General features: G+C 31.6%; 31 protein-coding genes. 21 read left to right on the forward strand and 10 right to left on the reverse strand.

All coding sequences use genetic code 11. The features are described from left to right. The first annotated feature begins 30 nt into the window (after positions 1-30). The 10 genes from radC to OCV48_RS07250 are packed head-to-tail and all read left to right on the forward strand — an operon-like array spanning position 31 to position 9,452. Positions 31-753 (forward strand): RadC family protein, encoded by a 723-nt coding sequence (radC, locus tag OCV48_RS07205; RefSeq protein ID WP_317246815.1) that lies wholly within the window; start codon positions 31-33, stop codon positions 751-753. Between the two features lie 16 nt (positions 754-769). Continuing rightward, on the forward strand, positions 770-1,789 hold the full coding sequence (mreB, locus tag OCV48_RS07210; protein ID WP_147591508.1) for a rod shape-determining protein: 1,020 nt from the start codon (positions 770-772) through the stop codon (positions 1,787-1,789). 23 nt (positions 1,790-1,812) lie between these two features. Further along, on the forward strand, positions 1,813-2,664 hold the full coding sequence (mreC, locus tag OCV48_RS07215) for a rod shape-determining protein MreC (RefSeq protein ID WP_021983339.1): 852 nt from the start codon (positions 1,813-1,815) through the stop codon (positions 2,662-2,664). Positions 2,665-2,695: 31 nt separating this feature from the next. Then, on the forward strand, positions 2,696-3,214 hold the full coding sequence (gene mreD, locus OCV48_RS07220) for a rod shape-determining protein MreD (RefSeq protein WP_147591509.1): 519 nt from the start codon (positions 2,696-2,698) through the stop codon (positions 3,212-3,214). Continuing rightward, positions 3,207-6,050, forward strand: coding sequence for a penicillin-binding transpeptidase domain-containing protein (locus OCV48_RS07225; protein WP_262559354.1), 2,844 nt, complete (start codon positions 3,207-3,209; stop codon positions 6,048-6,050). The genes mreD and OCV48_RS07225 overlap by 8 nt, the downstream gene beginning before the upstream one ends. Before the next feature lie 34 nt (positions 6,051-6,084). Further along, complete coding sequence (locus OCV48_RS07230; protein ID WP_021983342.1) at positions 6,085-6,789, forward strand: septum site-determining protein MinC; 705 nt, start codon at positions 6,085-6,087, stop codon at positions 6,787-6,789. A gap of 28 nt (positions 6,790-6,817) precedes the next feature. After that, positions 6,818-7,600 (forward strand): septum site-determining protein MinD, encoded by a 783-nt coding sequence (gene minD, locus OCV48_RS07235; protein ID WP_021983343.1) that lies wholly within the window; start codon positions 6,818-6,820, stop codon positions 7,598-7,600. Positions 7,601-7,612: 12 nt separating this feature from the next. Then, positions 7,613-7,900 carry a cell division topological specificity factor MinE gene (gene minE / locus OCV48_RS07240; protein WP_021983344.1) on the forward strand — a complete coding sequence of 96 codons (288 nt, stop codon included), beginning with the start codon at positions 7,613-7,615 and terminating at the stop codon, positions 7,898-7,900. A gap of 3 nt (positions 7,901-7,903) precedes the next feature. Next, positions 7,904-9,040, forward strand: a complete 1,137-nt coding sequence (locus OCV48_RS07245) for an FtsW/RodA/SpoVE family cell cycle protein (RefSeq protein ID WP_147591511.1) — start codon at positions 7,904-7,906, stop codon at positions 9,038-9,040. Positions 9,041-9,056: 16 nt separating this feature from the next. Next, positions 9,057-9,452: a methylglyoxal synthase gene (locus tag OCV48_RS07250; RefSeq protein WP_021983346.1), complete on the forward strand. Its 396-nt coding sequence runs from the start codon at positions 9,057-9,059 to the stop codon at positions 9,450-9,452. A gap of 221 nt (positions 9,453-9,673) precedes the next feature. Here the strand turns inward: OCV48_RS07250 and OCV48_RS07255 are convergent, their stop codons facing one another. Beyond that, positions 9,674-9,883 carry a DUF378 domain-containing protein gene (locus OCV48_RS07255; protein WP_021983347.1) on the reverse strand — a complete coding sequence of 70 codons (210 nt, stop codon included), beginning with the start codon at positions 9,881-9,883 and terminating at the stop codon, positions 9,674-9,676. A gap of 166 nt (positions 9,884-10,049) precedes the next feature. Here OCV48_RS07255 and OCV48_RS07260 point away from each other — a divergent pair, with 166 nt between their 5' ends. The 9 genes from OCV48_RS07260 to OCV48_RS07300 all read left to right on the forward strand — a co-directional run bounded on the left by OCV48_RS07260 (position 10,050) and on the right by OCV48_RS07300 (position 18,483). Then, complete coding sequence (locus OCV48_RS07260; protein ID WP_147591512.1) at positions 10,050-11,447, forward strand: HlyD family efflux transporter periplasmic adaptor subunit; 1,398 nt, start codon at positions 10,050-10,052, stop codon at positions 11,445-11,447. 42 nt (positions 11,448-11,489) lie between these two features. Further along, a complete protein-coding gene (locus OCV48_RS07265) occupies positions 11,490-12,182 on the forward strand; it encodes a YggS family pyridoxal phosphate-dependent enzyme (protein ID WP_021983349.1) in 693 nt (230 codons plus the stop codon). A 195-nt stretch (positions 12,183-12,377) separates the two neighbouring features. Continuing rightward, a complete protein-coding gene (locus tag OCV48_RS07270) occupies positions 12,378-12,875 on the forward strand; it encodes a cell division protein SepF (RefSeq protein WP_021983350.1) in 498 nt (165 codons plus the stop codon). A gap of 13 nt (positions 12,876-12,888) precedes the next feature. Next, complete coding sequence (gene aroB / locus OCV48_RS07275) at positions 12,889-13,980, forward strand: 3-dehydroquinate synthase (protein WP_147591513.1); 1,092 nt, start codon at positions 12,889-12,891, stop codon at positions 13,978-13,980. A gap of 82 nt (positions 13,981-14,062) precedes the next feature. Further along, positions 14,063-14,626, forward strand: a complete 564-nt coding sequence (gene lspA / locus OCV48_RS07280) for a signal peptidase II (RefSeq protein WP_147591514.1) — start codon at positions 14,063-14,065, stop codon at positions 14,624-14,626. Between the two features lie 4 nt (positions 14,627-14,630). Then, a complete protein-coding gene (locus tag OCV48_RS07285) occupies positions 14,631-15,554 on the forward strand; it encodes an RluA family pseudouridine synthase (RefSeq protein ID WP_021983353.1) in 924 nt (307 codons plus the stop codon). Between the two features lie 27 nt (positions 15,555-15,581). Continuing rightward, entirely contained in the window at positions 15,582-16,193 is a 612-nt protein-coding gene (locus OCV48_RS07290; RefSeq protein ID WP_021983354.1) for a cytidylate kinase-like family protein, read from the forward strand. A gap of 354 nt (positions 16,194-16,547) precedes the next feature. After that, positions 16,548-17,279, forward strand: a complete 732-nt coding sequence (locus tag OCV48_RS07295) for a tRNA lysidine(34) synthetase (protein ID WP_147591515.1) — start codon at positions 16,548-16,550, stop codon at positions 17,277-17,279. Positions 17,280-17,481: 202 nt separating this feature from the next. Further along, on the forward strand, positions 17,482-18,483 hold the full coding sequence (locus tag OCV48_RS07300) for a tyrosine-type recombinase/integrase (protein WP_262559401.1): 1,002 nt from the start codon (positions 17,482-17,484) through the stop codon (positions 18,481-18,483). 69 nt (positions 18,484-18,552) lie between these two features. Here the strand turns inward: OCV48_RS07300 and yneA are convergent, their stop codons facing one another. Continuing rightward, entirely contained in the window at positions 18,553-18,909 is a 357-nt protein-coding gene (gene yneA / locus OCV48_RS07305; RefSeq protein WP_147591517.1) for a cell division suppressor protein YneA, read from the reverse strand. Between the two features lie 293 nt (positions 18,910-19,202). Here yneA and lexA point away from each other — a divergent pair, with 293 nt between their 5' ends. Then, positions 19,203-19,823: a transcriptional repressor LexA gene (gene lexA / locus OCV48_RS07310; protein ID WP_147591518.1), complete on the forward strand. Its 621-nt coding sequence runs from the start codon at positions 19,203-19,205 to the stop codon at positions 19,821-19,823. A gap of 156 nt (positions 19,824-19,979) precedes the next feature. On the opposite strand, the gene rsfS is transcribed toward lexA, so the two are convergent. The 8 genes from rsfS to rplU form a co-directional block, all read right to left on the reverse strand. Then, positions 19,980-20,327, reverse strand: a complete 348-nt coding sequence (rsfS, locus tag OCV48_RS07315; RefSeq protein WP_021983360.1) for a ribosome silencing factor — start codon at positions 20,325-20,327, stop codon at positions 19,980-19,982. Positions 20,328-20,344: 17 nt separating this feature from the next. After that, positions 20,345-20,926: a bis(5'-nucleosyl)-tetraphosphatase (symmetrical) YqeK gene (gene yqeK / locus OCV48_RS07320; protein WP_021983361.1), complete on the reverse strand. Its 582-nt coding sequence runs from the start codon at positions 20,924-20,926 to the stop codon at positions 20,345-20,347. Between the two features lie 49 nt (positions 20,927-20,975). Beyond that, positions 20,976-21,593 (reverse strand): nicotinate-nucleotide adenylyltransferase, encoded by a 618-nt coding sequence (gene nadD / locus OCV48_RS07325; protein ID WP_021983362.1) that lies wholly within the window; start codon positions 21,591-21,593, stop codon positions 20,976-20,978. A gap of 9 nt (positions 21,594-21,602) precedes the next feature. Further along, on the reverse strand, positions 21,603-21,890 hold the full coding sequence (gene yhbY, locus OCV48_RS07330; protein ID WP_021983363.1) for a ribosome assembly RNA-binding protein YhbY: 288 nt from the start codon (positions 21,888-21,890) through the stop codon (positions 21,603-21,605). Between the two features lie 224 nt (positions 21,891-22,114). Continuing rightward, positions 22,115-23,401, reverse strand: a complete 1,287-nt coding sequence (gene obgE, locus OCV48_RS07335; protein ID WP_021983364.1) for a GTPase ObgE — start codon at positions 23,399-23,401, stop codon at positions 22,115-22,117. Between the two features lie 63 nt (positions 23,402-23,464). Further along, complete coding sequence (rpmA, locus tag OCV48_RS07340; RefSeq protein WP_021983365.1) at positions 23,465-23,749, reverse strand: 50S ribosomal protein L27; 285 nt, start codon at positions 23,747-23,749, stop codon at positions 23,465-23,467. 3 nt (positions 23,750-23,752) lie between these two features. Next, a complete protein-coding gene (locus OCV48_RS07345; RefSeq protein ID WP_147591519.1) occupies positions 23,753-24,079 on the reverse strand; it encodes a ribosomal-processing cysteine protease Prp in 327 nt (108 codons plus the stop codon). A gap of 11 nt (positions 24,080-24,090) precedes the next feature. After that, positions 24,091-24,399, reverse strand: a complete 309-nt coding sequence (gene rplU / locus OCV48_RS07350; RefSeq protein ID WP_021983367.1) for a 50S ribosomal protein L21 — start codon at positions 24,397-24,399, stop codon at positions 24,091-24,093. Positions 24,400-24,595: 196 nt separating this feature from the next. Here rplU and OCV48_RS07355 point away from each other — a divergent pair, with 196 nt between their 5' ends. Then, positions 24,596-24,964, forward strand: coding sequence for a hypothetical protein (locus OCV48_RS07355; protein ID WP_021983368.1), 369 nt, complete (start codon positions 24,596-24,598; stop codon positions 24,962-24,964). Positions 24,965-25,125: the final 161 nt, after the last annotated feature.

Genomic DNA, 25,125 nt, shown 5'->3' on the forward strand with positions numbered 1-25,125 from the left:
TTATAAAAAAGATTTTAGCAATTTTCTTTTTTGAATCTGGAGAGAATAATTGATGAAAGGATGATGAAGATAACATCGATTAAGGAAATCAGAAAAGAAAACAGACCTTATGAGAAATTTTTACTCAAAGGTCCCGAGGCTCTTACAGATTCAGAGCTTCTTGCAATTATAATCAGGACAGGTACTTATAATATGACATCTGTAGAATTATCAGATGCAGTATTATCAATGTCTAAATCGGATAATATATTAGGAATAACAAATTTGTCTTTAAAGGAATTACAGAGTATTAAAGGAATAGGACTTGTGAAAGCTACGCAGATAAAGTGTGTGGCAGAATTAAGCAGACGTATTTCTAAAGGAAACATTCCACTTGATAAAGAATTTATTTCACCTGAGATAATTGCAAATTATTATATGGAAGACTTAAGACACCTTGAAACTGAGCGCCTGCTTGTAGTAATGCTTAATACGAAGCACAGATTCCTAGGTGATTTTGAATTGTCTAAAGGGACGGTTAATGCATCAATGGCATCCCCAAGAGAGGCATTTATAGAAGCACTTAGGACAGGTGCAGTATATATAATACTGCTGCATAATCACCCTAGTGGTGACCCGACACCTAGCCGTGAAGATATAGTAACGACAAAGCGTATGAAAGAGGCGGGAAATATTATCGGTATTAATCTGATAGACCACATAATTATTGGCGATAATAAATATATAAGTCTGAAACAAATTGGATTGTTTTAGAAAATGGAGGAGAATAATGGCACAACATTCATATGGTATAGATTTAGGTACCAGCAATTTTAAAATTTTTGGATTAACAAATAAGAAAATAATAAATGAGAAAAACGTTATTGCTAAGAAGAACAAAGATGAAGTATTTCAGTTCGGTGACCTGGCATTTGAAATGTATGAGAAAGCACCTGAGAATATCGAGGTATCATTTCCTGTTAAATTTGGTGTAATTGCAGATATTAAGAATATGGATATTTTATTCGAAAGATTTTTCAAGAAATTAAATGGTAAAGGCATTACGGGTTCATCGAATTTCTGTATTGCAGTTCCTACTGATATTACAGAAGTAGAGAAAAGAGCCTTTTATGATATGATCGCGGAATCAAGAGTAAAGGCAAAACATATCAGTGTAGTTGAAAAGCCGATTGCAGATGCAGTTGGTGTAGGAATTGATGTTGAAAGTCCAAGAGGTAATCTTATTGTAAATATAGGTGCAGACACAACAGAGATTTCTGTAATATCATTAGGTGGAATTGTCTTAAGCAAGTTAATTAAAACAGGTGGTTCTAAATTAGATGATACAATCTGTAGCATTGTAAGAAAAAAATATAATCTTGTAATAGGAAGAAGAACAGCAGAACAAATTAAGATTAATCTTGCAGATGCTATTAATGTTTCATCAAGTTCATATGTTGCCTTTGGAAGGAATATTGTAACAGGACTTCCAGCAAGCAAGGAGATAAGTTCAGAACTTGTTTTTGAAGCGATTCAGGAATGTTTACATTCTATTATAGATTCTATTAAAGTTATCTTAGAGAGAACTCCGCCTGAACTTGCTGCTGATATAATTAACACAGGGGTATATCTTACAGGTGGTTCTTCATTAATCCAGAATATCGGACAGTTAATTACTAATGAAACAGGATTAAAGATTAATCTTGATGATGAACCTGAAGAGACAGTTATAAGAGGAATTGCTGAAATATTATCGAATAATAAGCTTAGTGAATTAATGTATGTTCCAAGAGAGAAACAATATAACTAAAAGACTATCAGAGGTATATTATTTTGAGAAGACGAGAAAAAAAAGAATTTCCAATTAAATATGTTTTATTCATTTTAACATTCCTTTGTTTTGTGCTTATTGTTTCTTCATTTGTATTTAAAGGATTTGCAACACCAGTTAAATCGGTTGCAACATATGTCATGACGCCAGTTACAAAGGGTATGAATGAAGTTGGAAAGTGGCTTACTGACAGAGCTGCAGATATAAAGGAACTTAAGAATATAAAAAGTGAGAATAAGAGTCTTAAAGAACAAATATTAGACTTACAAAATAAGAATGCATTATCAGTTGAAGATCAGAATGAGTTAGACCAGTTAAGAAAATTATATAAACTTAGTGAACAATATTCTGATTACGAGACGGTTGGTGCAAGAATTATCAGTAAGGACACAAGTAACTGGTATTCAACTTTTACAATTGATAAAGGAAGTAAGGATGGAATAGAAGTCGATATGAACGTTATCGGTGACGGAGGGCTTGTCGGAATCGTAAGTGAAGTTGGTGATAATTATTCTATAATCCGTTCAATTATTGATGATGAGAGCAATGTCAGTGCACAGTTTGCTTCAACATCTGATAAATGTATTGTAAAAGGAAGTCTGCAGTTAATTAATGATGGAATACTTCAGGTATTTAATATTAATAAGAATGCTAATGTAAATGAGGGTGATATGATTATCACATCTAATATAAGCAGTAAATTCTTACCGGGTATTTTGATAGGATATGTTAAAGATATTTCTGATGATTCTAATAATCTGACGAAGTCAGCATATGTTACTCCGGTAGTTGATTTTGCACATTTAGATATTGTTCTTATTATCAAACAACAGAAATTTACCGGTGAACAGTAGATAACGATTTAATCGTGGAAATGAGGTATATATGCTTCGGAAAATTATATTAGGCATTTCAATATTTGTATTTTATCTGTTACAATGCACAGTATTTAAAGCACTTTCGTTAGCATCAGTATCACCGAACCTTTTACTCATACTTACATTTGCAGCAGGATTTATGCGTGGTAAGAAAGAGGGAATGTTTGTTGGTTTTTTCAGTGGTCTGGTACTTGATATATTCTATGGGCAGGTAATTGGATTTAATGCATTATTGTATATGTATATCGGTTACATAAATGGCTTCTTTAATTCTATGTTCTATGATGAAGATGTTACGTTGCCTATCGGACTTGTATTCGGAAGTGACTTTGTGTATTCATTCTTCTATTATGTATTCAATTTTATGCTTAGAAACCGTTTAAATTTCATATATTATCTGATTCACATTATTTTACCAGAAATGATATATACAGTAGTTATTACACTTTTAATATATCGGATTATGTTAAAGATAAACCGTAAATTAGAAGCCTATGAGAAAAGGAGTGCAACAAAATTTGGTTAAAGAATTTTTTGAATATATATTAAGTATCTTAAAATCAAGATTGTTCGTATTAGGAATTATTGTTGTGTTATTATTCTCAGTTCTGATGATAAGAATATTTAATGTACAGATTGTAAATGGAGAATATTATTTAGAAAATTACATCCAGATGGCAGAACGTGAGGTCCTTACATCCGGAACAAGAGGAATTATATACGATAGAAATGGTGAAGTCCTTGCATATAACAAACTTGCATATGCAATTGAAATTGAGGATGATATAAGTGATTCCACAGAAAATAAGGATAAAAAGCTTAATGAGATAATATCTGAAACCATTAATATAATTACATCAAATGGTGATACATTGATTAATGATTTTCCTATTATTCTTAATACAAATAATGAATTTGAATTTTCTGTATCTTCTGATAATGAAAGATTAAGATTCTTAAGAGATATTTATGGAAAAAAATCGATAAGTGAATTAGATACTAAAAAAGAGACACTGTCAACATCTACGGCAGATGATGTAATGAAATATCTTTGTGGTGAAAAGATGTTTGATATATCAGATGAATATGATAAGGCAGAACAGATTAAGATTGCTATGGTAAGATATAATCTGTCACTTAATCGTTTTCAGAAGTATATTTCTACTAAGATAGCTTCAAATGTATCTGAGGAGACTGTGGCAGCTATCTATGAGGCACAGGCAGAGTTAAAAGGTGTAACTGTATCTGAAGAGACTGTAAGAGTATACAATGACAGTGTATATTTTGCACATATATTAGGTTATACAGGTACGATATCAGAAGATCAGTTAGCAGAGTTAAATTCTGATGGTGGCAGCTATATCAGTTCAGATGTCGTAGGTAAATCAGGAATAGAAAAAGAAATGGAATCTTATCTTCAGGGAACTAAAGGTAAGAGTACAATATTTGTAGATAATACCGGACGAATTCTTGAAAATGTAAGTAAGACAGATGCCAAGGCAGGAAATGATGTGTATTTAACGCTTGATGCTAAATTACAAAAGGCTGGATATACGATATTAGAACAGAAACTTGCAGGTATTTTATATTCGAAAATAGTTAATTATGATGTGACACCAAGTGAGGATATGAAGACAATCCCTATTCCGGTCAAAGATGTCTACTATCAGATTATCAATAATAATGTTGTAGATTTGAATAAGTTCGGACTGGAGTCTGCATCAGATAATGAGAAGAATATTTATGCGAAATTCGCAGCAAAACAGTCAGGTGTTATTAACTGGGTATATAGTGAACTTACAACTGATACACCAGAGGCACTCTCTGCGTTACCTGAAGAGAATAATACTTATTTGTCATATATATATACAAAATTAGCAGATACCGAGGGTATAATTAACAAAAAAGCAATTGATAGTGAAGATGAAACATATCAGAAATGGACTAATGAAACAATTAGTTTAAGAGAATTTCTGTTATATGCCATTTCTAAGAACTGGATAAATACTTCTAAGATATTTGACTCTTCAGAAGTTAAATATTCTGATACAGATGAAATCTATAATAAATTAGTAGAACACATTTACAATAGTCTTCCGACTGATACAGGCTTTAGCAAAAAGATTTATTATTATCTTATCTATAGTGGTTCAATTAGTGGTAATCAGGTATGTATGTTATTATATGACCAGAATGTTCTAGAATATGATGAAGCAGCTTATACAGCACTTAGAAGTGGAAGTTCTGCATTTGAATTTATCAGGGAACAGATTAAACAGATTAAAATTACACCTGCACAGTTAGCACTTGATCCTTGTTCAGGTTCGTTAGTCGTAACAGATACTAATTCAGGTGATGTACTTGCATTAGTAACATATCCAAGCTATGATAATAATAAATTGTCGGGTTCAGTAGATGCAGTATATTGGAAACAGTTAAATAGTGATTTGTCACTTCCGCTATATAACAGAGCAACCCAAACGAGGACTGCACCAGGTTCTACTTTTAAGATGCTTTCGGCCATAACAGGATTAGAAGAAGGCTATCTGACACCAGGAAGAACAATTACAGACCTTGGTGAATTCAAGAAAATCACACCATCGCCAAAATGTTGGAGATATCCGGGTAATCATGGTTCAATTAATGTCTCACAGGCACTTGAACACTCATGTAACTATTTCTTCTACGAAGTTGGCTATGAACTTAGTATTGACGAGCATGGAGGTTTTAGCAGTGATTTAGGATTGTCTAAGCTTAAAAAATACGGTGTGCAACTTGGACTTACTACAAAATCAGGTGTTGAGATTGAAGAAAATGAACCACTTTTCAGTACCGATAACTCAGTACGTTCAGCAATTGGACAGGGTTCAAATAGTTTTGCTAACATCCAGCTTGCAAGATATGTGAATACAGTTGCAAATAGTGGACATAATTATCAGTTGACACTACTTAATAAGGTTATTGATACAGATGGTAATCTTATTAAACAATATGAGCCTACATTAACTAATACAACTAATTTCAGTCAGTCGACCTGGGATGCCGTTCATTATGGTATGAGACTTGTTATAACAGGTGGTACTGCAAAAGGAACATTTAATGGTTTCCAGATAAATGTGGCGGGTAAATCCGGTACTGCACAGGAGAATAAGTTGCGTTCAAACCACTCAGTATTCGTGGCATATGCTCCTTATGAGAATCCTGAAATCGCCTTAAGTGTATTAATTCCTAATGGTGAGTCATCAGGATATACGGCAGAGGTTGTACGTGATACAATCAAATACTACTATGGACTTACAACTGATGAAGAATTATATGGTGGTATAGCATCAATACCTACATCGGGTGTAACGAACGATTAAGACATATAATAGCCATTATGTTAGCAGGAAAGGAATGAAAATTCAAAAAATGAAAAATTCTGTAGTGATAAAAGGAAATAAATATGGTATTATAGTTATGTTAGATAAAAATATACCATTTGATAATTTGTTGGCAGATATTGCTGAAAAATTTAAAGAATCATCAAAGTTTCTTGGTAACTCATCTATGGGAATTACTTTTGAGGGCAGATTTCTTGATAATAATGAGATACGTCAGGTCCTTGATACAATAGCAGATAATTCAGATTTGAATATTGTATGTGTTGTCGATAATGACAAGGAGCGCGAGGAATATTTCAAAAAAACAGTTGATCAGCATTTGAATGATTTGTCGAATAATGATGGACAGTTCTATAGAGGAACCTTACGTTCAGGACAGGTAATCGAAAGTGAAGGAAGCATAGTGATTCTTGGTGATGTTAATCCAGGTGCAAAGGTAATTTCATCAGGTAATGTAATAATACTTGGTTCTCTTAAGGGAACAGTATATGCAGGTGTTACCGGTGACTCTACATCATTTGTAGTGGCATTAGAGATGGAACCTATGCAGATAAGAATTGGTGATTACATTGCAAGAGCATCAGATGATGCTAAAAAGGCTAAGGATTCTAAAAATAAAAAGAATAAACCTGAAACAAAGATTGCATTTGTAGAAAATGGTAATATTTATATAGAACCACTTAATAAAGAAGTTTTAAATGATATTCATTTTAACTAAACAATAAAACTTGGGAGGAATTGTTACAATGAGTGAAGTAATTGTAGTAACATCAGGAAAAGGCGGCGTTGGTAAGACAACTACAACAGCCAACGTAGGTACAGGTTTAGCTATGCTGAACAAGAAAGTAGTATTGATTGACACAGATATAGGATTAAGAAATCTTGACGTCGTAATGGGGCTTGAGAATAGAATCGTATATAATCTTGTTGATGTTGTAAAAGGCAATTGTCGTGCAAAACAGGCAATGATTAAGGATAAACGTTATCCTAACTTATTCTTATTACCATGTGCTCAGGCAGGCGATAAGAACAGTGTATCTCCTGAAGAGATGAAAAAATTAACAGATGAATTAAGAGACGAATTTGATTACATAATTCTTGACTGTCCTGCAGGTATTGAGCAAGGCTTTAAGAATGCCATAGCAGGCGCAGACAGAGCAATTGTTGTTACAATGCCTGAAGTATCAGCTATTCGTGATGCAGACAGAATTATTGGATTATTAGAAGCAAATGAGAAGAAACGTGCTGACCTTGTAGTTAATAGAATCCGTATGGATATGGTTAAAAAAGGTGAGATGATGTCAATTGATGATGTTGTGGATATTCTTGCAATTGATTTAATTGGTGCTGTGCCTGATGATGAGAATATCGTTATTGCAACTAATAACGGTGAACCATTAGTTGGTTCTGACAGTCTTGCCGGACAGGCATATATGAATATTTGTAAACGTATTCTTGGTGAAGAAGTTCCATTACTTGATTTAGATAAGAAGCAGGGCTTTTTCGCAAGATTATTTAAGAAAAACTAAGGGGGTGTAAGTATGAGTATCTTTGATATGTTCAAGAAGAAACCTTCTGGAAATGTCGCAAAAGACAGACTCAAGTTATTACTTGTATCAGACAGAGCAAATTGCTCACCAGAGATTATGGAATTGATTAAGAATGATATAATTAATGTAATTAAAAAGTATATGGAAATTGATTGTGACGGACTTGATATCCAGATAACACAGACAGAGTCAGATAGCTCTAATGGTGCAGTTCCTGCACTTATCGCTAACATTCCAATCAAAGAAGTAAGACATAGTGCTGAAAAGGAAAATAAATAAAACATGGCAAGAATATTTGAAACTTTGAAAAGTTACAAATTCAGACATTTTAATATCAGATTACTAATCTGGGTATGTGCATTAACTGTTATTGGTATACTTGCAATAGCGAGTGCGACAGATTCAGACATATATGAGAAGAAACAGATTATGGGTTTTGCGATGGGGCTATTTATAATGGTTATAGCCTGTCTTGTAAGTTATAAATTCATTTTGAAGTTCTCGTGGGCATTTTATTTTCTGAATCTTATATTACTTATATGGGTAAAAGTCGCAGGTGCAAATAAAATGGGTGCTACCAGATGGATAGATTTAGGTTTTATCCAGTTACAGCCATCGGAATTCACAAAGATATTTCTAATATTATTTTTTGCAAGATATTTATGTAAATATAAAGACCGCCTTAATACATTACCTGTAATTGGTGGAGCAGTGGTATTATTTGCAATTCCACTTGCATTAGTATTAAAACAGCCGGATTTATCTACGAGTATTGTTATTTCACTTACATTTTGTGCAATAATGTATATGGCAGGACTCAGTTATAAGATAATCGGTGGCGTACTTGCAGTTGCAATTCCAGTTGCAGTTGTTTTAATATATCTGATTATGCAGCCAAACCAGAAAATAATCGAAGAATATCAGTACAACAGAATTATTGGTTTCTATGATGAAAATAATGAGGTCGCTGAAAGAATTAATTACCAGCAGAAGAACTCTGTTATGGCAATCGGTTCAGGCGGACTTTGGGGAAAAGGTTTAAACAATAACACGACAACAAGTGTTAAAAATGGTAATTATATATCAGAACCACAGACAGACTTCATCTTCTGTATAGTAGGTGAGGAATTAGGGTTTGTAGGTGCTTCGGCAGTTATAATACTGCTCTTGTTAATAATACTTGAGTGCTTTTATATCGGAACAAATGCACCTGATATGGCAGGTAAACTTATCGCCTGTGGATTTGGTTTTCTGTTAGCCATTCAATCGTTTGTAAATATTGGTGTAGTTACAAGAATTATTCCGAATACCGGATTACCATTACCATTTGTAAGTTATGGACTCAGCTCATTACTAAGTCTGTTTGCATGTATTGGTGTAATTCTTAATATCGGACTTCAGCGAAAAGAAATTATATAACAGTAGGAGGTAGCTTATGAACATTGGATTAATAGCACATAATTCCAAGAAAAAACTTATGCAGAACTTGTGTATTGCTTATCGCGGAATATTATGCAAAAATGAATTATATGCAACAGCAACAACAGGCAGGCTTATAGAAGAGGTAGCAAATTTGAATGTTCACAAGTTTTTAGCAGGACATCTCGGAGGTGTCCAGCAGATGTGCTCACAAATAGAACAAAACCAGTTAGATATGATTATATTTATCAGAGACCCACAGACACCACAGTCTCATGAGCCTGATGTAAATAATATTTTCAGATTATGTGATATGCATAATATTCCTTTAGCTACCAACTTAGCTACAGCGGAGATGTTAATCAAATCACTTGAACGTGGTGATTTAGATTGGCGTGATGTATATAGATAATTAGAGTATAGACTTTAGAATATATATAAACCGCATTTGTTTTAAAATTAAAGACCTGCGTATATGAACTGTCCTTAACTAACGTCACAGGCCGTCATATATTGCAGGTCTTTATGGTTATTATACTTGAATTATGGTTATCAGATTATTTCGTTATTTTAGTGTCTGCAAATTTTATAATATTATTTCTGTTTTAGTTAGAGAGCGTAGTAAGATTTACATTATTCAGCTATATCTCTGACTCTTCCGAACATACTTATAAGGTATAATCCGCAGATACCCACAACAGCATAAATGATTCTTGAAATTAATGTCATATTGCCAAATAGAAATGCAACGAGGTCTAATCTGAAGAAACCAATTAAGCCCCAGTTAATTGCACCTATAATAGCTATTGTAAGTAATGTATAATCTAAGCCTTTTGAATTCATTTTAATCATCCTTTCTAAGAGATATTCTATATCATCTATTATTAACAGTTATAATAAAAATTATTAAAATATTTATAAATTTATATAATTTATTAATATGTGATTGACTAAAAAACAAGATTATTAGATAATATTATACAGAGTCATTGAAAATATGGAGGTAAAAGTGAGAACTAAGAATAAACGAATTGTAAGATATAAGAAACCTTTAAATATAAATATTGGTATGATAATTCTGACTCTTGTTTTTTTATATCTGGGTATAAATTGTATAATCTATCTTTCAAGAGATAAGATATCTATATATGAGGTAACAAAGGGACAGAGTGAAGAGATAGCAGGTATAGCTACAACAGGAATTGCTCTTAGGACAGAGAATGTAACTAATGCACCTGCCTCAGGATATATTAATTATTATATTAAAGAAGGAACAAAAGTATCAGTAGGAAATACATTATATACAATAGATGAAAATGGTGATTTCTCTGAGAGATTAGAAAATGCAGCCGAGAATGATTCGATGCTTACAAATGAAAATCTGTCAGAAATCAAAACAGATATATCAAAATTTGTTTCATCATATGATTCTAAAAAATTTGATGAAGTTTATGATTTTAAATATAATCTTGATGCAACTTTATTAGAAAATATTAATCTTAATAACTTATCAACTATAAATGAATCAATAACAGCTAATGGAGGTGCAGCTTTATCACTAAATAAAGCCGACCGTTCAGGAATTGTTGAATTCTATATTGATGGTTATGAGGGACTTACAAATGATAAGATAACAGATGATTTATTTGATGAGAAAGCCTATAATAAGAATCCTATAAAGTCAGGAAGCAGTGTTGAAAGCGGAAAGCCTATTTATAAGACTATTGATAATGAGGAATGGGAGATAGTTATTCCATTAACTAAGAAGCAGGCTGAGGATTATAAGGATACAACTGTAGTAGACATATCATTTCCATCGGAGGGAATTAAAACCTCAGCATATTTCAGTATTATAGATAATAATGGCTCGAAATATGGTATAATCGGTCTTAGACGTTATATGATTCAATTTGTAGGAGATAGATTTATTAATATAAAGATTGATAGTGATAAAAAAGAAGGACTTAAAGTACCAAAGACGGCAATAGTTAAAAAAGATTATTACGAAATTCCGATTGATTATATTACAAATGGCGGAGATACCAGTGATGAAGGATTTATGAAAGAAGAAATTGTTAATAATGAGACAAAATCTGTTTTTGTAGCTGCTTCAATCGTATCTAGAAATGATACCATTTGCTATGTAGAAACATCTGACAAATTACAAAAAGGAGATGTTATAGCAAAACCTAATTCAACCGACAGATATCAGATAGATAAAACAGAGAAATTAGCAGGTGTATATAATGTTAATACAGGATATACAACTTTCAGATATGTTAAAATTCTATCAGAAAAAAATGGTTATTATATAGTTGAGTCTGGTTCTAAATATGGATTACAGGTATATGACCAGATAGTTTTAAATGCGTCATTAGTTAAGGAAAATCAAGTTATTTTTAAATAAAAGTATTAAAAAAAGTTTTAAAATAAAAGGAGTTGTGACACTATGATTAAAGACAACATAAGTACAGTACAGGCAAATATTGATAGTGCGTGTAAAAGAGTAGGAAGAGATTCTAAAGAGGTCACATTGATTGCCGTAAGTAAAACTAAACCTGTTTCAGATATCGAAGAGGCATATGCAACAGGAACAAGAGATTTTGGTGAAAATAAGGTTCAGGAGCTTGATGAGAAATATCCGGTTTTGCCTGATGATATAAGATGGCATCTTATAGGTCATCTGCAGAGAAATAAAGTTAAATATATAGTCGATAAAGTTCATCTTATCCATTCTGTTGATTCAGTAAGATTAGCTGAACAGATTAGTGTTGAAGCAGTAAAGAAAAATGTATCAGTAAATATTCTGGTTCAGGTAAATGTTGCAAATGAAGAGACAAAATTTGGATTAAGTGAAGAAGAGACAATAAATATTGTAACAGAGATAAGTAAGTTATCTAATGTACATATAAAGGGACTTATGACAATTGCACCTTATACTGAGAATCCTGAAAGTAATAGACAATATTTCAGGGAATTAAAGCAATTATCAGTAAAGATTGACAACTTACATATAGATAATGTCGAAATGAAAGAGCTTTCAATGGGAATGACAGGTGACTATGAAGTAGCAGTAGAAGAGGGAGCAACTTTAGTAAGAGTTGGTACGGGGATTTTTGGTAACAGAAATTACAATATATAGCCATAAATCAGTATAAACTGGTTGACATAAGCACCAAAAACAAGGATAATAGTAATAATTAAATATAACTCATTGACGTACTTATGTATGTCATGGATTAATCAAAATATACGTCATTAGCATATTTATGTATGATGTATATTAATCAAAATATATTAGATGGCATATGTTATGTATGCCGGTTGGAGGTAATTTATGAGTATAACAGATAAGTTTTTAAGTTTTATGAAACTGAATGATGAAGATGATTATGATGATTATGATGAAGAAGATGAATATGAGGTTCCAAAGAGACAGCCTAAAGCTTCTAAACGATATGATGATATAGATGATTATTCAAAGGAAACAGTATCAAGAACAGCACCAAGACCTAAACAGGTTAAGCCTAAAGTTGTACCTATTAGAGGTAAGAATGGTATGGAGGTTTGTGTTATTAAACCATCTACTATAGAAGATGGAAGAGAGATAACAAATACTCTTGTTTCAGGACGAGCTGTTGTATTAAACTTAGAAGGAATCCATGTTGAACTTGCACAGAGAATAATTGATTTTACATCAGGTTCATGCTTCGCAATTGATGGAAATATGCAGAAGGTTTCTAATTACATATTTATTGCAACTCCACCATCAGTAGAGATTTCAGGAGATTTCCAGGAAATTCTCAATGGTAATGCAAATGTAACAGAAATGTAATTGAGGTGTATATATGTCCGTTATTTTACCGGTAAGTTTCAATAATAAGCCTTGCTATAATATACTTATAGAGAAGGACTATGAAAAATTTTATGAAGAAGTACAGAAGTTTGATATATTAAACCGTCGCTTGTGTATTGTCACAGAGACTAACGTAGGACCACATTATGCTAATCAATTAAGAGACAGATTAGCAGGACTTTGCAAAGAAGTGTATATATTTACATTTGATGCAGGTGAAAGTAGTAAAAATCTTGATGTGGTCTATAAGTTATATGAATTTTTGATACAAAATAAATTTGACAGAAAAGATGTCTTAATTGCACTTGGTGGTGGTGTAGTTGGAGATTTAACAGGATTTACGGCTGCAACATATCTTAGAGGTATAAGATTTATTCAGATGCCTACATCATTACTTTCACAGGTTGATAGTAGTATTGGAGGTAAGACAGGTGTCGATTTTAATGGTTATAAGAATATGGTTGGTGCATTTTATCAGCCTATATTAGTTTATATTAATATTGAGACCTTAAAGACCTTGCCAATTCGCGAATATTTATCTGGAATGGGAGAGATAATTAAACATGGTTTTATTAAAGACAAGGATTATCTCAAGTGGCTTAATGATAATTCTGAACATATTCTTAATTTAGAATATGATGCATTAGAATATATGATATGCGAAAGTTGTATGATTAAGAGAGCTGTTGTTGAATATGATCCTAAGGAGACACTTGGCGAAAGAGCTTTACTTAATTTTGGACATACACTTGGACATGCTATCGAGAAGAATTCTAACTTTTCATTATTACATGGAGAATGTGTAGCACTTGGTATGCTTGCTGCATTAGAGATTTCATATACAAAAGGTTATATAAGTGAGAAAGATTTGGAATTCAGTAAAAGTATTATTAGAAAATATAATTTGCCTACGACAGTAGAGGGATTATCCAAGACTGAAGTAGTAGAGGCAACTAAATCAGATAAGAAGATGGAGGCTGATACTATTAAGTTTATTCTTCTTAAGAGTCTTGGTAATGCTATTATCGATACATCAGTATCTATTGAAGAGATGGATAATTCTTTAGAAGGTATTGTATTATAAACTATTAATTTAACTGATGTATTTATATTAATGATATATTATACTGCAGTTATCTAGTATCTGCTTTAGGTAATCTACTTAATTGAAAGGAATAAACAGAATAATAATGCAGAGTAGTAAGAAAAAGTTGACTAAATACTTATTATTAAGTATTTTAACTATAATTCTGGTAGGTATTGACCAGATATCAAAGTATCTGATTGTTAACAGACTTAATATTGAGAAGAATTATCCAGTTATTCCGCAATTAATATCCTTTGAATATCTTGAGAATAGAGGTGTTGCATTTGGAATTATGGATGGAAAGATGACTCTTATTACAATAGTTGTAATTCTTGTTACAATTGGAATAATTTATATTATTAAGCTATTACAGAATTCTATATATCGCAATTATGATTTATCTAAGAAATTTTCGTTTCTGCAGATATTATGTACATTTATGATTGCAGGTGCGATTGGAAATCTAATAGACAGAATCAGATTAGGATATGTAGTTGACTTTATAAAGTTTGACTTTATTGATTTTCCAACTTTTAATATTGCAGATTGCTATGTTGTAGTGGCAACCATATTAGTATTTATTATTTTAATGTTTTTTACGGACGAAAATGAATTCGAGAGTTTATTTCATAAGGAAGTTTAAATAAATGAACACGTTTTTTGATAAAATAATTGTTGATTTTCTTGCAGATGGTACAAGAATTGATAAGTACATTTCAACATTATATCCTGATATATCAAGAACACATATTCAAAGGTTGATTGCAGAACAATTTATATTAGTTAATGACTCAGTCGTTAAGTCGAATTATAAGCTTTCTACAAATGATGTGGTATTAATCCATATTCCGGAAGCAATCGAACCAGAAATTGTACCAGAGGATATTCCATTAGATATTCTATATGAAGATAGCGATATAATTGTTGTTAATAAGCCTAAACAAATGGTGGTTCATCCAGCAAGAGGACATTATTCAGGAACATTGGTAAATGCATTGCTTTATCATTGTAAAGATGAATTATCAGGAATCAATGGTGTTATGAGACCTGGTATTGTTCATAGGATAGATATGGATACAACAGGTGTTTTAGTTGTATGTAAAAATGATTATGCACATAACAAATTAGCCGAACAATTAAAGGAACATTCAATAACACGACGTTACGAAGCTATCGTCCATAATGTTATAAAAGAAGATTCAGGTACAGTTAATGCCAAAATTGGCAGACACCCTAATAACAGACTGAAGATGGAAGCAAACGTTAATAATGGTAAAGATGCAATTACGCATTATAAGGTTTTAGAACGCTTTAAGAATTTTACCCATATTGAATGTCAGTTAGAAACTGGAAGAACTCATCAGATAAGAGTTCATATGGCGAGTATAGGTTATCCTTTATTAGGAGATGCCGTATATGGTCCGGCTCATTGCCCATATAAATTAGTTGGGCAGACACTTCATGCCAGAGTTTTAGGATTTATACATCCAAGAACTAATAAATATATGGAGTTTGAAGCTCCTTTACCAGAATATTTTGTACATTTACTCAAAATATTACCGCGCAATTAGTAAAAAATTTTTTGGGAGGTGTTTTGTATGGATAAACATACTATTATTACAATCGGAAGACAATATGGTAGTGGTGGTCGTGAAATCGGTCAGAAGCTTGCAGAAAGACTTGGTATCAAGTGCTACGATAATGAGTTACTTTCTATTGCTGCTAAAGAAAGTGGTTTATGCCAGGAAGTATTCGAAGCACATGATGAAAAACCTACAAATAGCTTTTTGTATTCACTTGTTATGGATACATATCACCCATATGGTACAGGTGGAATGATAGATGTTCCATTAAGCCAGAAGATATTCTTAGCCCAATTCGAAACTATTAAGAATATTGCTAAGAAAGAAAGCTGCGTATTTGTTGGAAGATGTGCAGATTATGCATTACAAGATGATTACAATGTAACAAGTGTATTTATTTCAAGTGATATGGATTCTAAAATAAAAAGAATTTGTGAAAGAAATAATGTTACACCTTCTAAGGCACAGGAGATGATTTTAAAAACCGATAAGAAACGTGCAAGTTATTACAATTACTACACTAATAAAAAATGGGGTGTTTGTTCATCCTACGACCTGTGTATAAACAGTGGTAAAATCGGAATCGATAAAGCTGTTGATGTAATTATGAATTATTTAAAAATGTAAAGGTTATACATACAATTCAAAACATAATTATTAATATTAATTTAGTTGTTTAATTAAACCACCATAATATGTATATGGAGAAATCAAAGAATGATTTTACATTACATTTATGGTGGCTTTTTTTTTAGAGAAATTGTAATGTCTGTAATATATGTACACCATAGCCGAAATGATGAACAGTGAAATAAAAAAGCCAAAGGAAAGCCCAAAAAGAGATGTATTGGAACGAATAAAACTATTCGCAAAACCATAGTTTAACGAAAAGTTATACTAGAAAAGTTATTATTAATGTGTTATAATCAGATTATTAATAAATATAACAAATACAAACATCATATCATAAGGAATAAATATATGGAATTACAGAAATTATATAGTTATACAAGGCAGGCTATAGATAAATATAATATGATAAATGATGGAGATAAAATTGCAATTGGTGTATCTGGTGGCAAAGACAGTCTCACATTATTATATGCTTTAAGTGGACTTAGACGTTTTTATTCAAAACATTTTGATTTAGTGGCAATATCCGTTGACTTAGGCTTTGGTATACAGGAATTTGATGCGATTAACAAATTATGCAATGATTTGGATATTCCTTTACATATTGTACATACAGAAATTAATCAGATTGTATTCGTTAATCGCAGGGAATCTAACCCATGCTCATTGTGTGCTAAAATGCGTAAAGGTGCGTTGAATGATAAGGCTAAGGAATTAGGATGTAATCGTGTTGCATATGCTCATCATAAAGATGATATTATAGAGACTATGATGTTATCTCTTATGTATGAAGGCAGGTTTTATTCTTTTTCTCCAGTGACATTTTTAGATAAAACCAAACTTTATGTTATACGTCCATTAATGTTTGTCAGTGAATCTGAAGTAATTGGCTTTAAAAATAAATATAATTTACCAGTTGCTAAAAATCAATGTCCGGCTGATGGACATACTAAACGTGAATATGTAAAAAATCTTATAAAGCAACTTAATCATGACAATCCAGGTGTTAAAGAACGTATGTTCGGAGCAATTGTCGCTAGTAAAATTGAAGGGTGGAATATTACAAATGCCAAATTCTAAGAAAAATTCATCTAATAATATTTCTAGTAATAATAATTCTAGTAATAATATAGATATTTCTGATACAAATAATTCTAATAAAGCTAATCCTAAAGAAATTAACACTAAAACAGTTAATACCAAAACGACTGCTAATACTAAGACAACTACAAGAAATTATCACGACCAGATTAATATAAATAATGACTTAAAACTTCGTGAAATGTTAAAGGAATTACCACGATTCTGTATGACTTTCTTTAGAGGTATTGAATATACAACATCATCAAGAACACGTATTGCTTATGCATATGATTTAGGTGTATTTTTTAATTACATTAAAGATACTAATCCTGCATATGCTGATATTGAAATAAATCATTTTTCAATAGATATATTAAATAAAATAACGGTTGATGATATCGAAGAATATCTGGATTATCTGAAAGTATATTCTAAAAATAGTTCAGAACATACAAATCGTGAAAAGGGAATTAAGAGAAAATTATCATCTTTAAAATCATTTTATAACTACTTCTTCTGCAATCAGATTATTGAAGATAATCCAGCAGCTAAGGTCAGAATGCCTAAATTACACGAATCAGAAATTATCAGACTTGATTCTGATGAGGTTGTAAGATTACTTGATGAAGTTGAATCAGGAGATAATCTTACTAAATCGCAAAAGAAATATCATGATAAAACCAAACTACGTGATACTGCATTACTTACACTTTTACTTGGAACCGGTATGCGTGTTTCAGAATGTGTAGGTATAGATATTAATGATGTAGATTTTAAAAATTCAGGTATAAAAGTCAGACGTAAAGGTGGTTACGAAGCAATCGTATATTTTGGAGATGAGGTAGAAATAGCTTTGCTTAATTATCTTGAATACAGAAATACAATTAAACCTGTTGCTGGACACGAGAATGCACTCTTCTTATCTTTACAAAATAAAAGAATTAGTGTTCGTTCAGTAGAAAATCTTGTTAAGAAATATTCAGGTTTAATAACAACTTTAAAACATATAACGCCTCATAAACTCAGGAGTACGTATGGTACAAATCTTTATAAAGAAACTGGAGATATCTACTTAGTTGCCGATGTACTTGGACACAAAGACGTTAATACAACCAGAAAGCACTATGCTGCCATAGAGGACCGCAGACGTTATAATGCAAGAAATGAGGTCTCATTACGAAGAAATAAAGAGGAAGAATAACCCATAAAATAAATATGTAATGCAAACAAATATTATATCAGGCATTGATCATTACATAATGAATAGTATTTAATCATTGTAATAATATACAATGATGTAATTACCACTATGAATTGTGTCTGAACTCAGACTATTTATTGCTTTAATTTCTTTAATATAAGATTTGGTTGATATACTATCAGATGGCTTATATTCTTCGGCAATTGACCAAAGTGTATCGCCATCTTCAATCAATATACTTGAATAACATTTTACTTTGTTGTTCTTTTTATTTTCTTTGGCATTAGTTTTTAATGTAAAGGAAAATACGAGAATTAATATTAACATAACCAATACAATGGCTACAGGTATTATGGAATAAATGTTTTTTATACGTATTTTTTTAATGTTCATAGATTTTATTGTTGCTTTATTTGTGTCTCTCATTGTTATCACCTTTAATCCTTTCACATTTTGGTGTACTTTTTATAGATATTATATATTATTATATTTGTACTTCTCATTTGTTCTGGTTTTATATAAATTTAATCCATTACTACACAGAACAAATGTTCTTACTTATATTCTGTATTATACATAACGAACAAGTGTTTGTCAATATTTTTTCGAACATTTGTTTGATTATTTTTTGATAGTATGTTATAATGCTATTATCAACAAGAAACTGGAATTATATTGAAAGGGACATATAATATATATGTTAAAGGTAAATTATTTATATGGAATATGGTAAGATAAGTACTAAACAACAGGAAATACTTGATTATATAAAGACTGAGATTATTAACCGTGGTTATCCACCAACTGTAAGGGATATCTGTAATGCAGTTAATTTGAAGTCTACTTCTTCTGTTCATTCTCATTTGGCGACGCTTGAGAGAGAGGGATATATTATTAGAGATAAGACTAAGCCAAGAGCTATTGAGATTGTTGATGATTCATTTAATGCATCCAGATGTGAGATTATTAATGTTCCTATTGTCGGAAGAGTTGCTGCAGGCGAACCAATTCTTGCAATTCAGAATATAGAGGATTATTTCCCTATTCCTGCTGAATTTCTTCATAATAAGACTACATTTATGCTAAAGGTTAAGGGCGAAAGTATGATTAATGTTGGTATTTTAGATGGTGATACTATTATTGTGGAGGAATGTACAAGTGCTGATAATGGAGATATCGTGGTTGCTCTTGTAGATGATTCTGCCACAGTTAAGACATTTTATAAAGAGGATGGTCATATTCGTTTACAACCTGAGAATGATACATATGAACCTATTATAGTTGATAACTGTACTATTATAGGTAAATACATAGGATTAGTTCGTATGATGAGATATTAAGATAATTAAGTAGTTATTGGATATAAAAGGTCCATATATTGTTCAGGATAATGAGTGTTATCCTGAACAATATATGGACCTTAAAAAATCTTTATATTTATTATTTTTGTTGTAGCTTTGTGTTTTAATTGATACTAATAATTATTGTTTATATAATTAAAGTGAGTCTACATCAACAACATTTCCGTCCTGCCATAATCTTTCTAAATCATAGAATAATCTGTCTTCTTGATTGAATACATGTACAATTATATCACTATAATCTAATAATATCCAATTAGCTGAAGAGTATCCTTCAACATGATTTGTGTAAACTTTATCATTGGCAAGCTCTTCTTCTACTGAATCGACCATAGCCTGTACCTGGCTTTTGTTAGAACCTCCGGCAATAACGAGGTAATCTGCAAGTACAGAGATATCTTTTATGTCGATGATTTTTATATCAATAGCTTTTTTATCATCTAATGCATTATAAATTGTTTTTAATTTTTCAGTTATTGTCATAATTAAGGCTACTCCTTTTATTCATCTTTATTCAATTTCTTATAATATTCATAGGCTTTCTGAGTCTGATTATCTATAGGGCTATTTGTTTCCTTGAGATATTCAAGAGTATCACGAATAATTAGATATACAGCCCTGTCGATATCTTCGAATGCAGTTTTTCGTATTTCCTTAAGGTTGGGAGCCTTATCTCTGTTAGGTTCAATATAATCTGCAACAAATATAATCTTTTCAAGCATTGTCATCTCCTGACCGCCTGTAGTATGTTTAAGGATTGCATTAATAATCTCTTTATCCTGTATACCGTATTTGTCCATTGCTATAAATGCACCTAATTTAGCATGTAATAACGATGGTTTTGCTTTCTCAGCTTCATTTATGCTTATATTGTGTTCAATACATTTTTTTAACTTTTTATCATCTGTAATACATTTGGCACAATCATGCAAAAGTCCAGCAATTTCTGCTTTCTCTAGATCTACGTCATATTTCATTGCAAGGCAGATTGATGTATATGATACTCCGATAGTATGTTCATATCGTTCCTTATCTAATGAATTTTTTAAATCTTTCGTAATGTTTTTGAAATTTTTATTCATCTGGTAATTCCTTCCTGAAATAAAATTGTCTCTTCAATGTCTTGATTTTTTATACATTTTTATACAATCTATTGTCAATTATATACCTTTCAACCTTATCGTCAACAAGATATTTTATTGACTTATTTTTATATACTAAATTCCTTATATCACTTGAAGAAATACCAATAACCGGTGATTTTACAAATTCAATTCTTGCCATATATTTTGCTTGTAATTTAGCTATATGTTCCTTGATTTGCATATATTGATAATCTCTGTCAGCTACTAATACTGTACAGTATCTAAAAATCTCATCAGGATTATGCCAGCTTTCGATAGCAAGAAGTGAATCAGCACCCATTATAAAGAATAGGTTATCGTTTGTATGTTCTCTTAACAGTTTCAATGTATCTGATGTATAGATGATTCCTGTACGCTTCATTTCAAAATCAGAAAAAACAAATCTGTCATTTGATTTTATGGCTAATTCTACCATGTTTTTTCTGTGAAAATTACTTGTAATATTATTAATATCCTTATGAGGCGGATTGCCTGAGGGCATAAACAGAATCTTATCAAGATTTAATTCATTTAATGCAGCCTGTGCAATAATTGTATGTCCTATATGAATAGGATCAAGTGTTCCACCAAGGATACCAATATTTGATATGCTATGAGTATTCATATATTATAATCACTTCAATTCTATTTTGGGATTGGTTTTAGATGGTCTGTAAAGTACAATTTTCTTACCAATAACCTGAACGACTTCAGAATGTGTTCTTTCGGCAATGATATTTGCAACATTCATAGGTGTATCCATACAATTTTTTAAAACATTAATTTTTATTAATTCTCTTGCTTCAAGTGCTTCATCTATTCCGGCTGTTAATTCAGGAGTTACGATTGATTTGCCTACCTGATAAATTGGCTGGATAGTGCTTGCAAGACTTCTTAAATAAGCTCTTTGTCTACTTGTCAAAATACTTCCTCCATTCTATTTTTAGATATTTTGCGTTCTATATAGAACTTTAGTTTACATAATTAATTTATGTAAACTAAAAGATATTTCTGTAATTTTTTTCGATTATGGTGTCAAAAGGATGTTTTACACCAATAACCACCACAAGGACTTTTGATACCTTATCTTTATAATAAATATAATAAATCTAATAAATCTATATATTTATTATTGTAAAATTCTACTTACTTGTAATATTCAAATTCGTGACCATAAATCTTAACAGTATCACCTTCCTGGATACCGAGATTTTCTAATTCTTCTAAGATACCATTGTCTTTCATAAATTTCTGGAAGAAAATGAATCCCTTTTCAGCTTCAAGATTAGTATATCCTAACATTTTCTCAATTCTTGGTCCTTCTATTGAATAAAGACCATCTTCTACTTTTTCTACTGTATATGGGTCATCAGGATTGTCACTAAATTGTCCAGGAAAATATTCCTGTTCAAATACAACGGGTGTACTATCCATCTGTTCAAGCATATCATTTACAGCATATAAAAGCTCTTTAAGACCTTTACCACTCACAGCGGATATACCAAATACTTTAATACCTTTTGGCTCAAATTCAGCCTTTAATTTATCGACAATGCTTTCGTCACCATCATAAATTGCATCTATTTTATTAGCGGCTATTACCTGCGGACGATTCATTAAGTCAGGATTATATGCTTTTAATTCAGCATTTATCTTATTAATATCGTCAATAGGATCTCTTCCCTCGGTTGATGCTGCATCAACCATATGAATAAGAACTTTGGTTCTTTCAATGTGTTTTAGAAATTCGTGACCAAGACCAATGCCTTCTGAAGCACCCTCAATAAGTCCCGGAATATCGGCAATTACAAAGCCTTTATTACCATCTAAATCAACTACACCAAGGTTAGGATTAAGGGTTGTAAAATGATAATTTGCAATTTTAGGTCTGGCATTAGTTACTCTTGATAATAATGTTGATTTGCCTACGTTTGGATATCCTACAAGACCTACATCAGCTATAACTTTTAACTCAAGGCGTACATATAACTCCATTGATTTCTGTCCCGGCTGCGCATATTTTGGAACCTGCATTGTAGCTGTTGCATAGTGCTGGTTACCCTTACCACCTCTTCCGCCTTTCAGAACTATAACTTTCTTATCAGCATCAGACATATCGGCAATAACTTTTCCTGACTCATCATCTTTTATAATTGTGCCGAGGGGAACCTTGATGATAAGGTCCTGTCCATCTTTACCATGCTGATTTCTTTTGCCACCCTCTTCGCCAGATTGTGCTACATATTTTCTAATATGTCTAAAATCAGTAAGAGTATTTAAGCCTTCATCTACAATAAATATAATATCGCCACCGCGGCCACCATCGCCGCCATCAGGACCGCCATTTGGGACATATAATTCTCGTCTGAAGCTTACATGACCGTCTCCGCCTTTTCCTGATTTTATAAATATTTTCGCACTATCTGCAAACATGTTTTCACCATGCCTTTCTAAATAAAAAAGGCTTCAAACCATAGGATTTGAAGCCTAAAATAATTATTCTGCTACTGGAACGATAGAAACCTGTTTCTTATCTCTACCTTTTCTTTCAAATCTAACAACACCATCAACTAAAGCGTATAATGTGTCATCTCCACCACGTCCAACATTCACACCTGGGTGAATCTTTGTTCCACGCTGTCTGTAAAGAATATTACCAGCTTTAACAAACTGTCCGTCTGCTCTTTTTGCACCTAATCTCTTAGATTCTGAATCTCTACCGTTTTTTGTAGATCCAACACCCTTTTTATGAGCAAAAAACTGAAGGTTCATTTTTAACATAGTTTACACCTCCTTGAAAACTATTTTGATGTATTTTTCGTTGTCTTTTTGAATATCTTTGACACCACGTACCAAAGATTTCATTAAAATTTTCGACTCATTACTCAATTCTTCTGTTAGACGAAACATCAAATATCCTGATTCTTCATCAGAATTGCATTCAAATGCATCATCTGTAAATTCTTCAATAGAATTAATTGTATTAATAGATAAAACAGATGCTGCAGCACAAACAATGTCTCTGCCATATTCATCAGCTTCTGCGTGTCCATCAAATTCAAATCCTACAAATTGATCAGAGGAGTCTTTATAAATTGTTACATTAATCATAAGACTACCAATTAAGCATTGATTTTGTCAATCTTAACTTCAGTATATGCCTGTCTGTGACCATTCTTCTTATGATATCCAGTCTTTCTCTTGTACTTGTAAACGATAACCTTTTTAGCTTTACCGTTGCCTACAACTGTTGCTTCAACACTTGCATTAGCTACTGTAGGATTACCTACTTTAACATCAGCATCACTAACAAGAAGAACCTGATCAAATGTAACTTTTTCATCAGCTTCAACACCAAGTTTTTCAACTCTGATTACATCGCCTTCTGAAACTTTGTACTGTTTACCACCTGTTGCTATAATTGCGTACATATGGCACCTCCTATTTCAATTACTCGCCAACTTCGGTGTTAGTAAATAAATACTATACTTATAACCTCATTGTGCGGCACACTAGAGTAGTTTAACATAATCGGATATACTTGTCAATGCATAATTTCTAAAATTTACATATGCAATTTAATATAATCTTATCATATAATAAAGTAAAAATATACCGGAGAATTATATGAGCAATAATAATCTTCCACTTTATTACGAGAAATATCCTGTAATTAATTTAGCACGCAGTAATTATGCTAATAATATGGATTTGGAATATCTTAATACATTATTTCCTAATGAAATTGCCGAATTAAAATATATAATCGAACAGGAATGTGATAAATTAGATTACAACGGAAGTATGATATATGATGAATGTCCTGATAAGATTATGTTTATGAAAAAATGCAGTGACATTTGTTCAATAGCCTGCTGCAACTGTAAATATGCTAAAAAATGTACAGATACAAGATGGCTTAGGGATATTGTAAATGTTCTTTTTACAAATGAAGTATATAAAAGACGTTGCAATCGCAGAAACTATTTTTATTAATATTATTAAAGAAAATAGAAAAAAGATTTAAATCCAGATGATATGTTCTATAGAAAAATAGAAACTTTCCGGTATAGGATAATTCACTAAACCGGAAAGCTTACATATTTTAATGTTTAATACTTAACTTTGAAATTATACATCCGGAAAGATAAAATTAA

This window comes from Bovifimicola ammoniilytica, from assembly GCF_025567085.1.
Taxonomy (GTDB): Bacteria; Bacillota; Clostridia; order Lachnospirales; family Lachnospiraceae; genus Bovifimicola; species Bovifimicola ammoniilytica.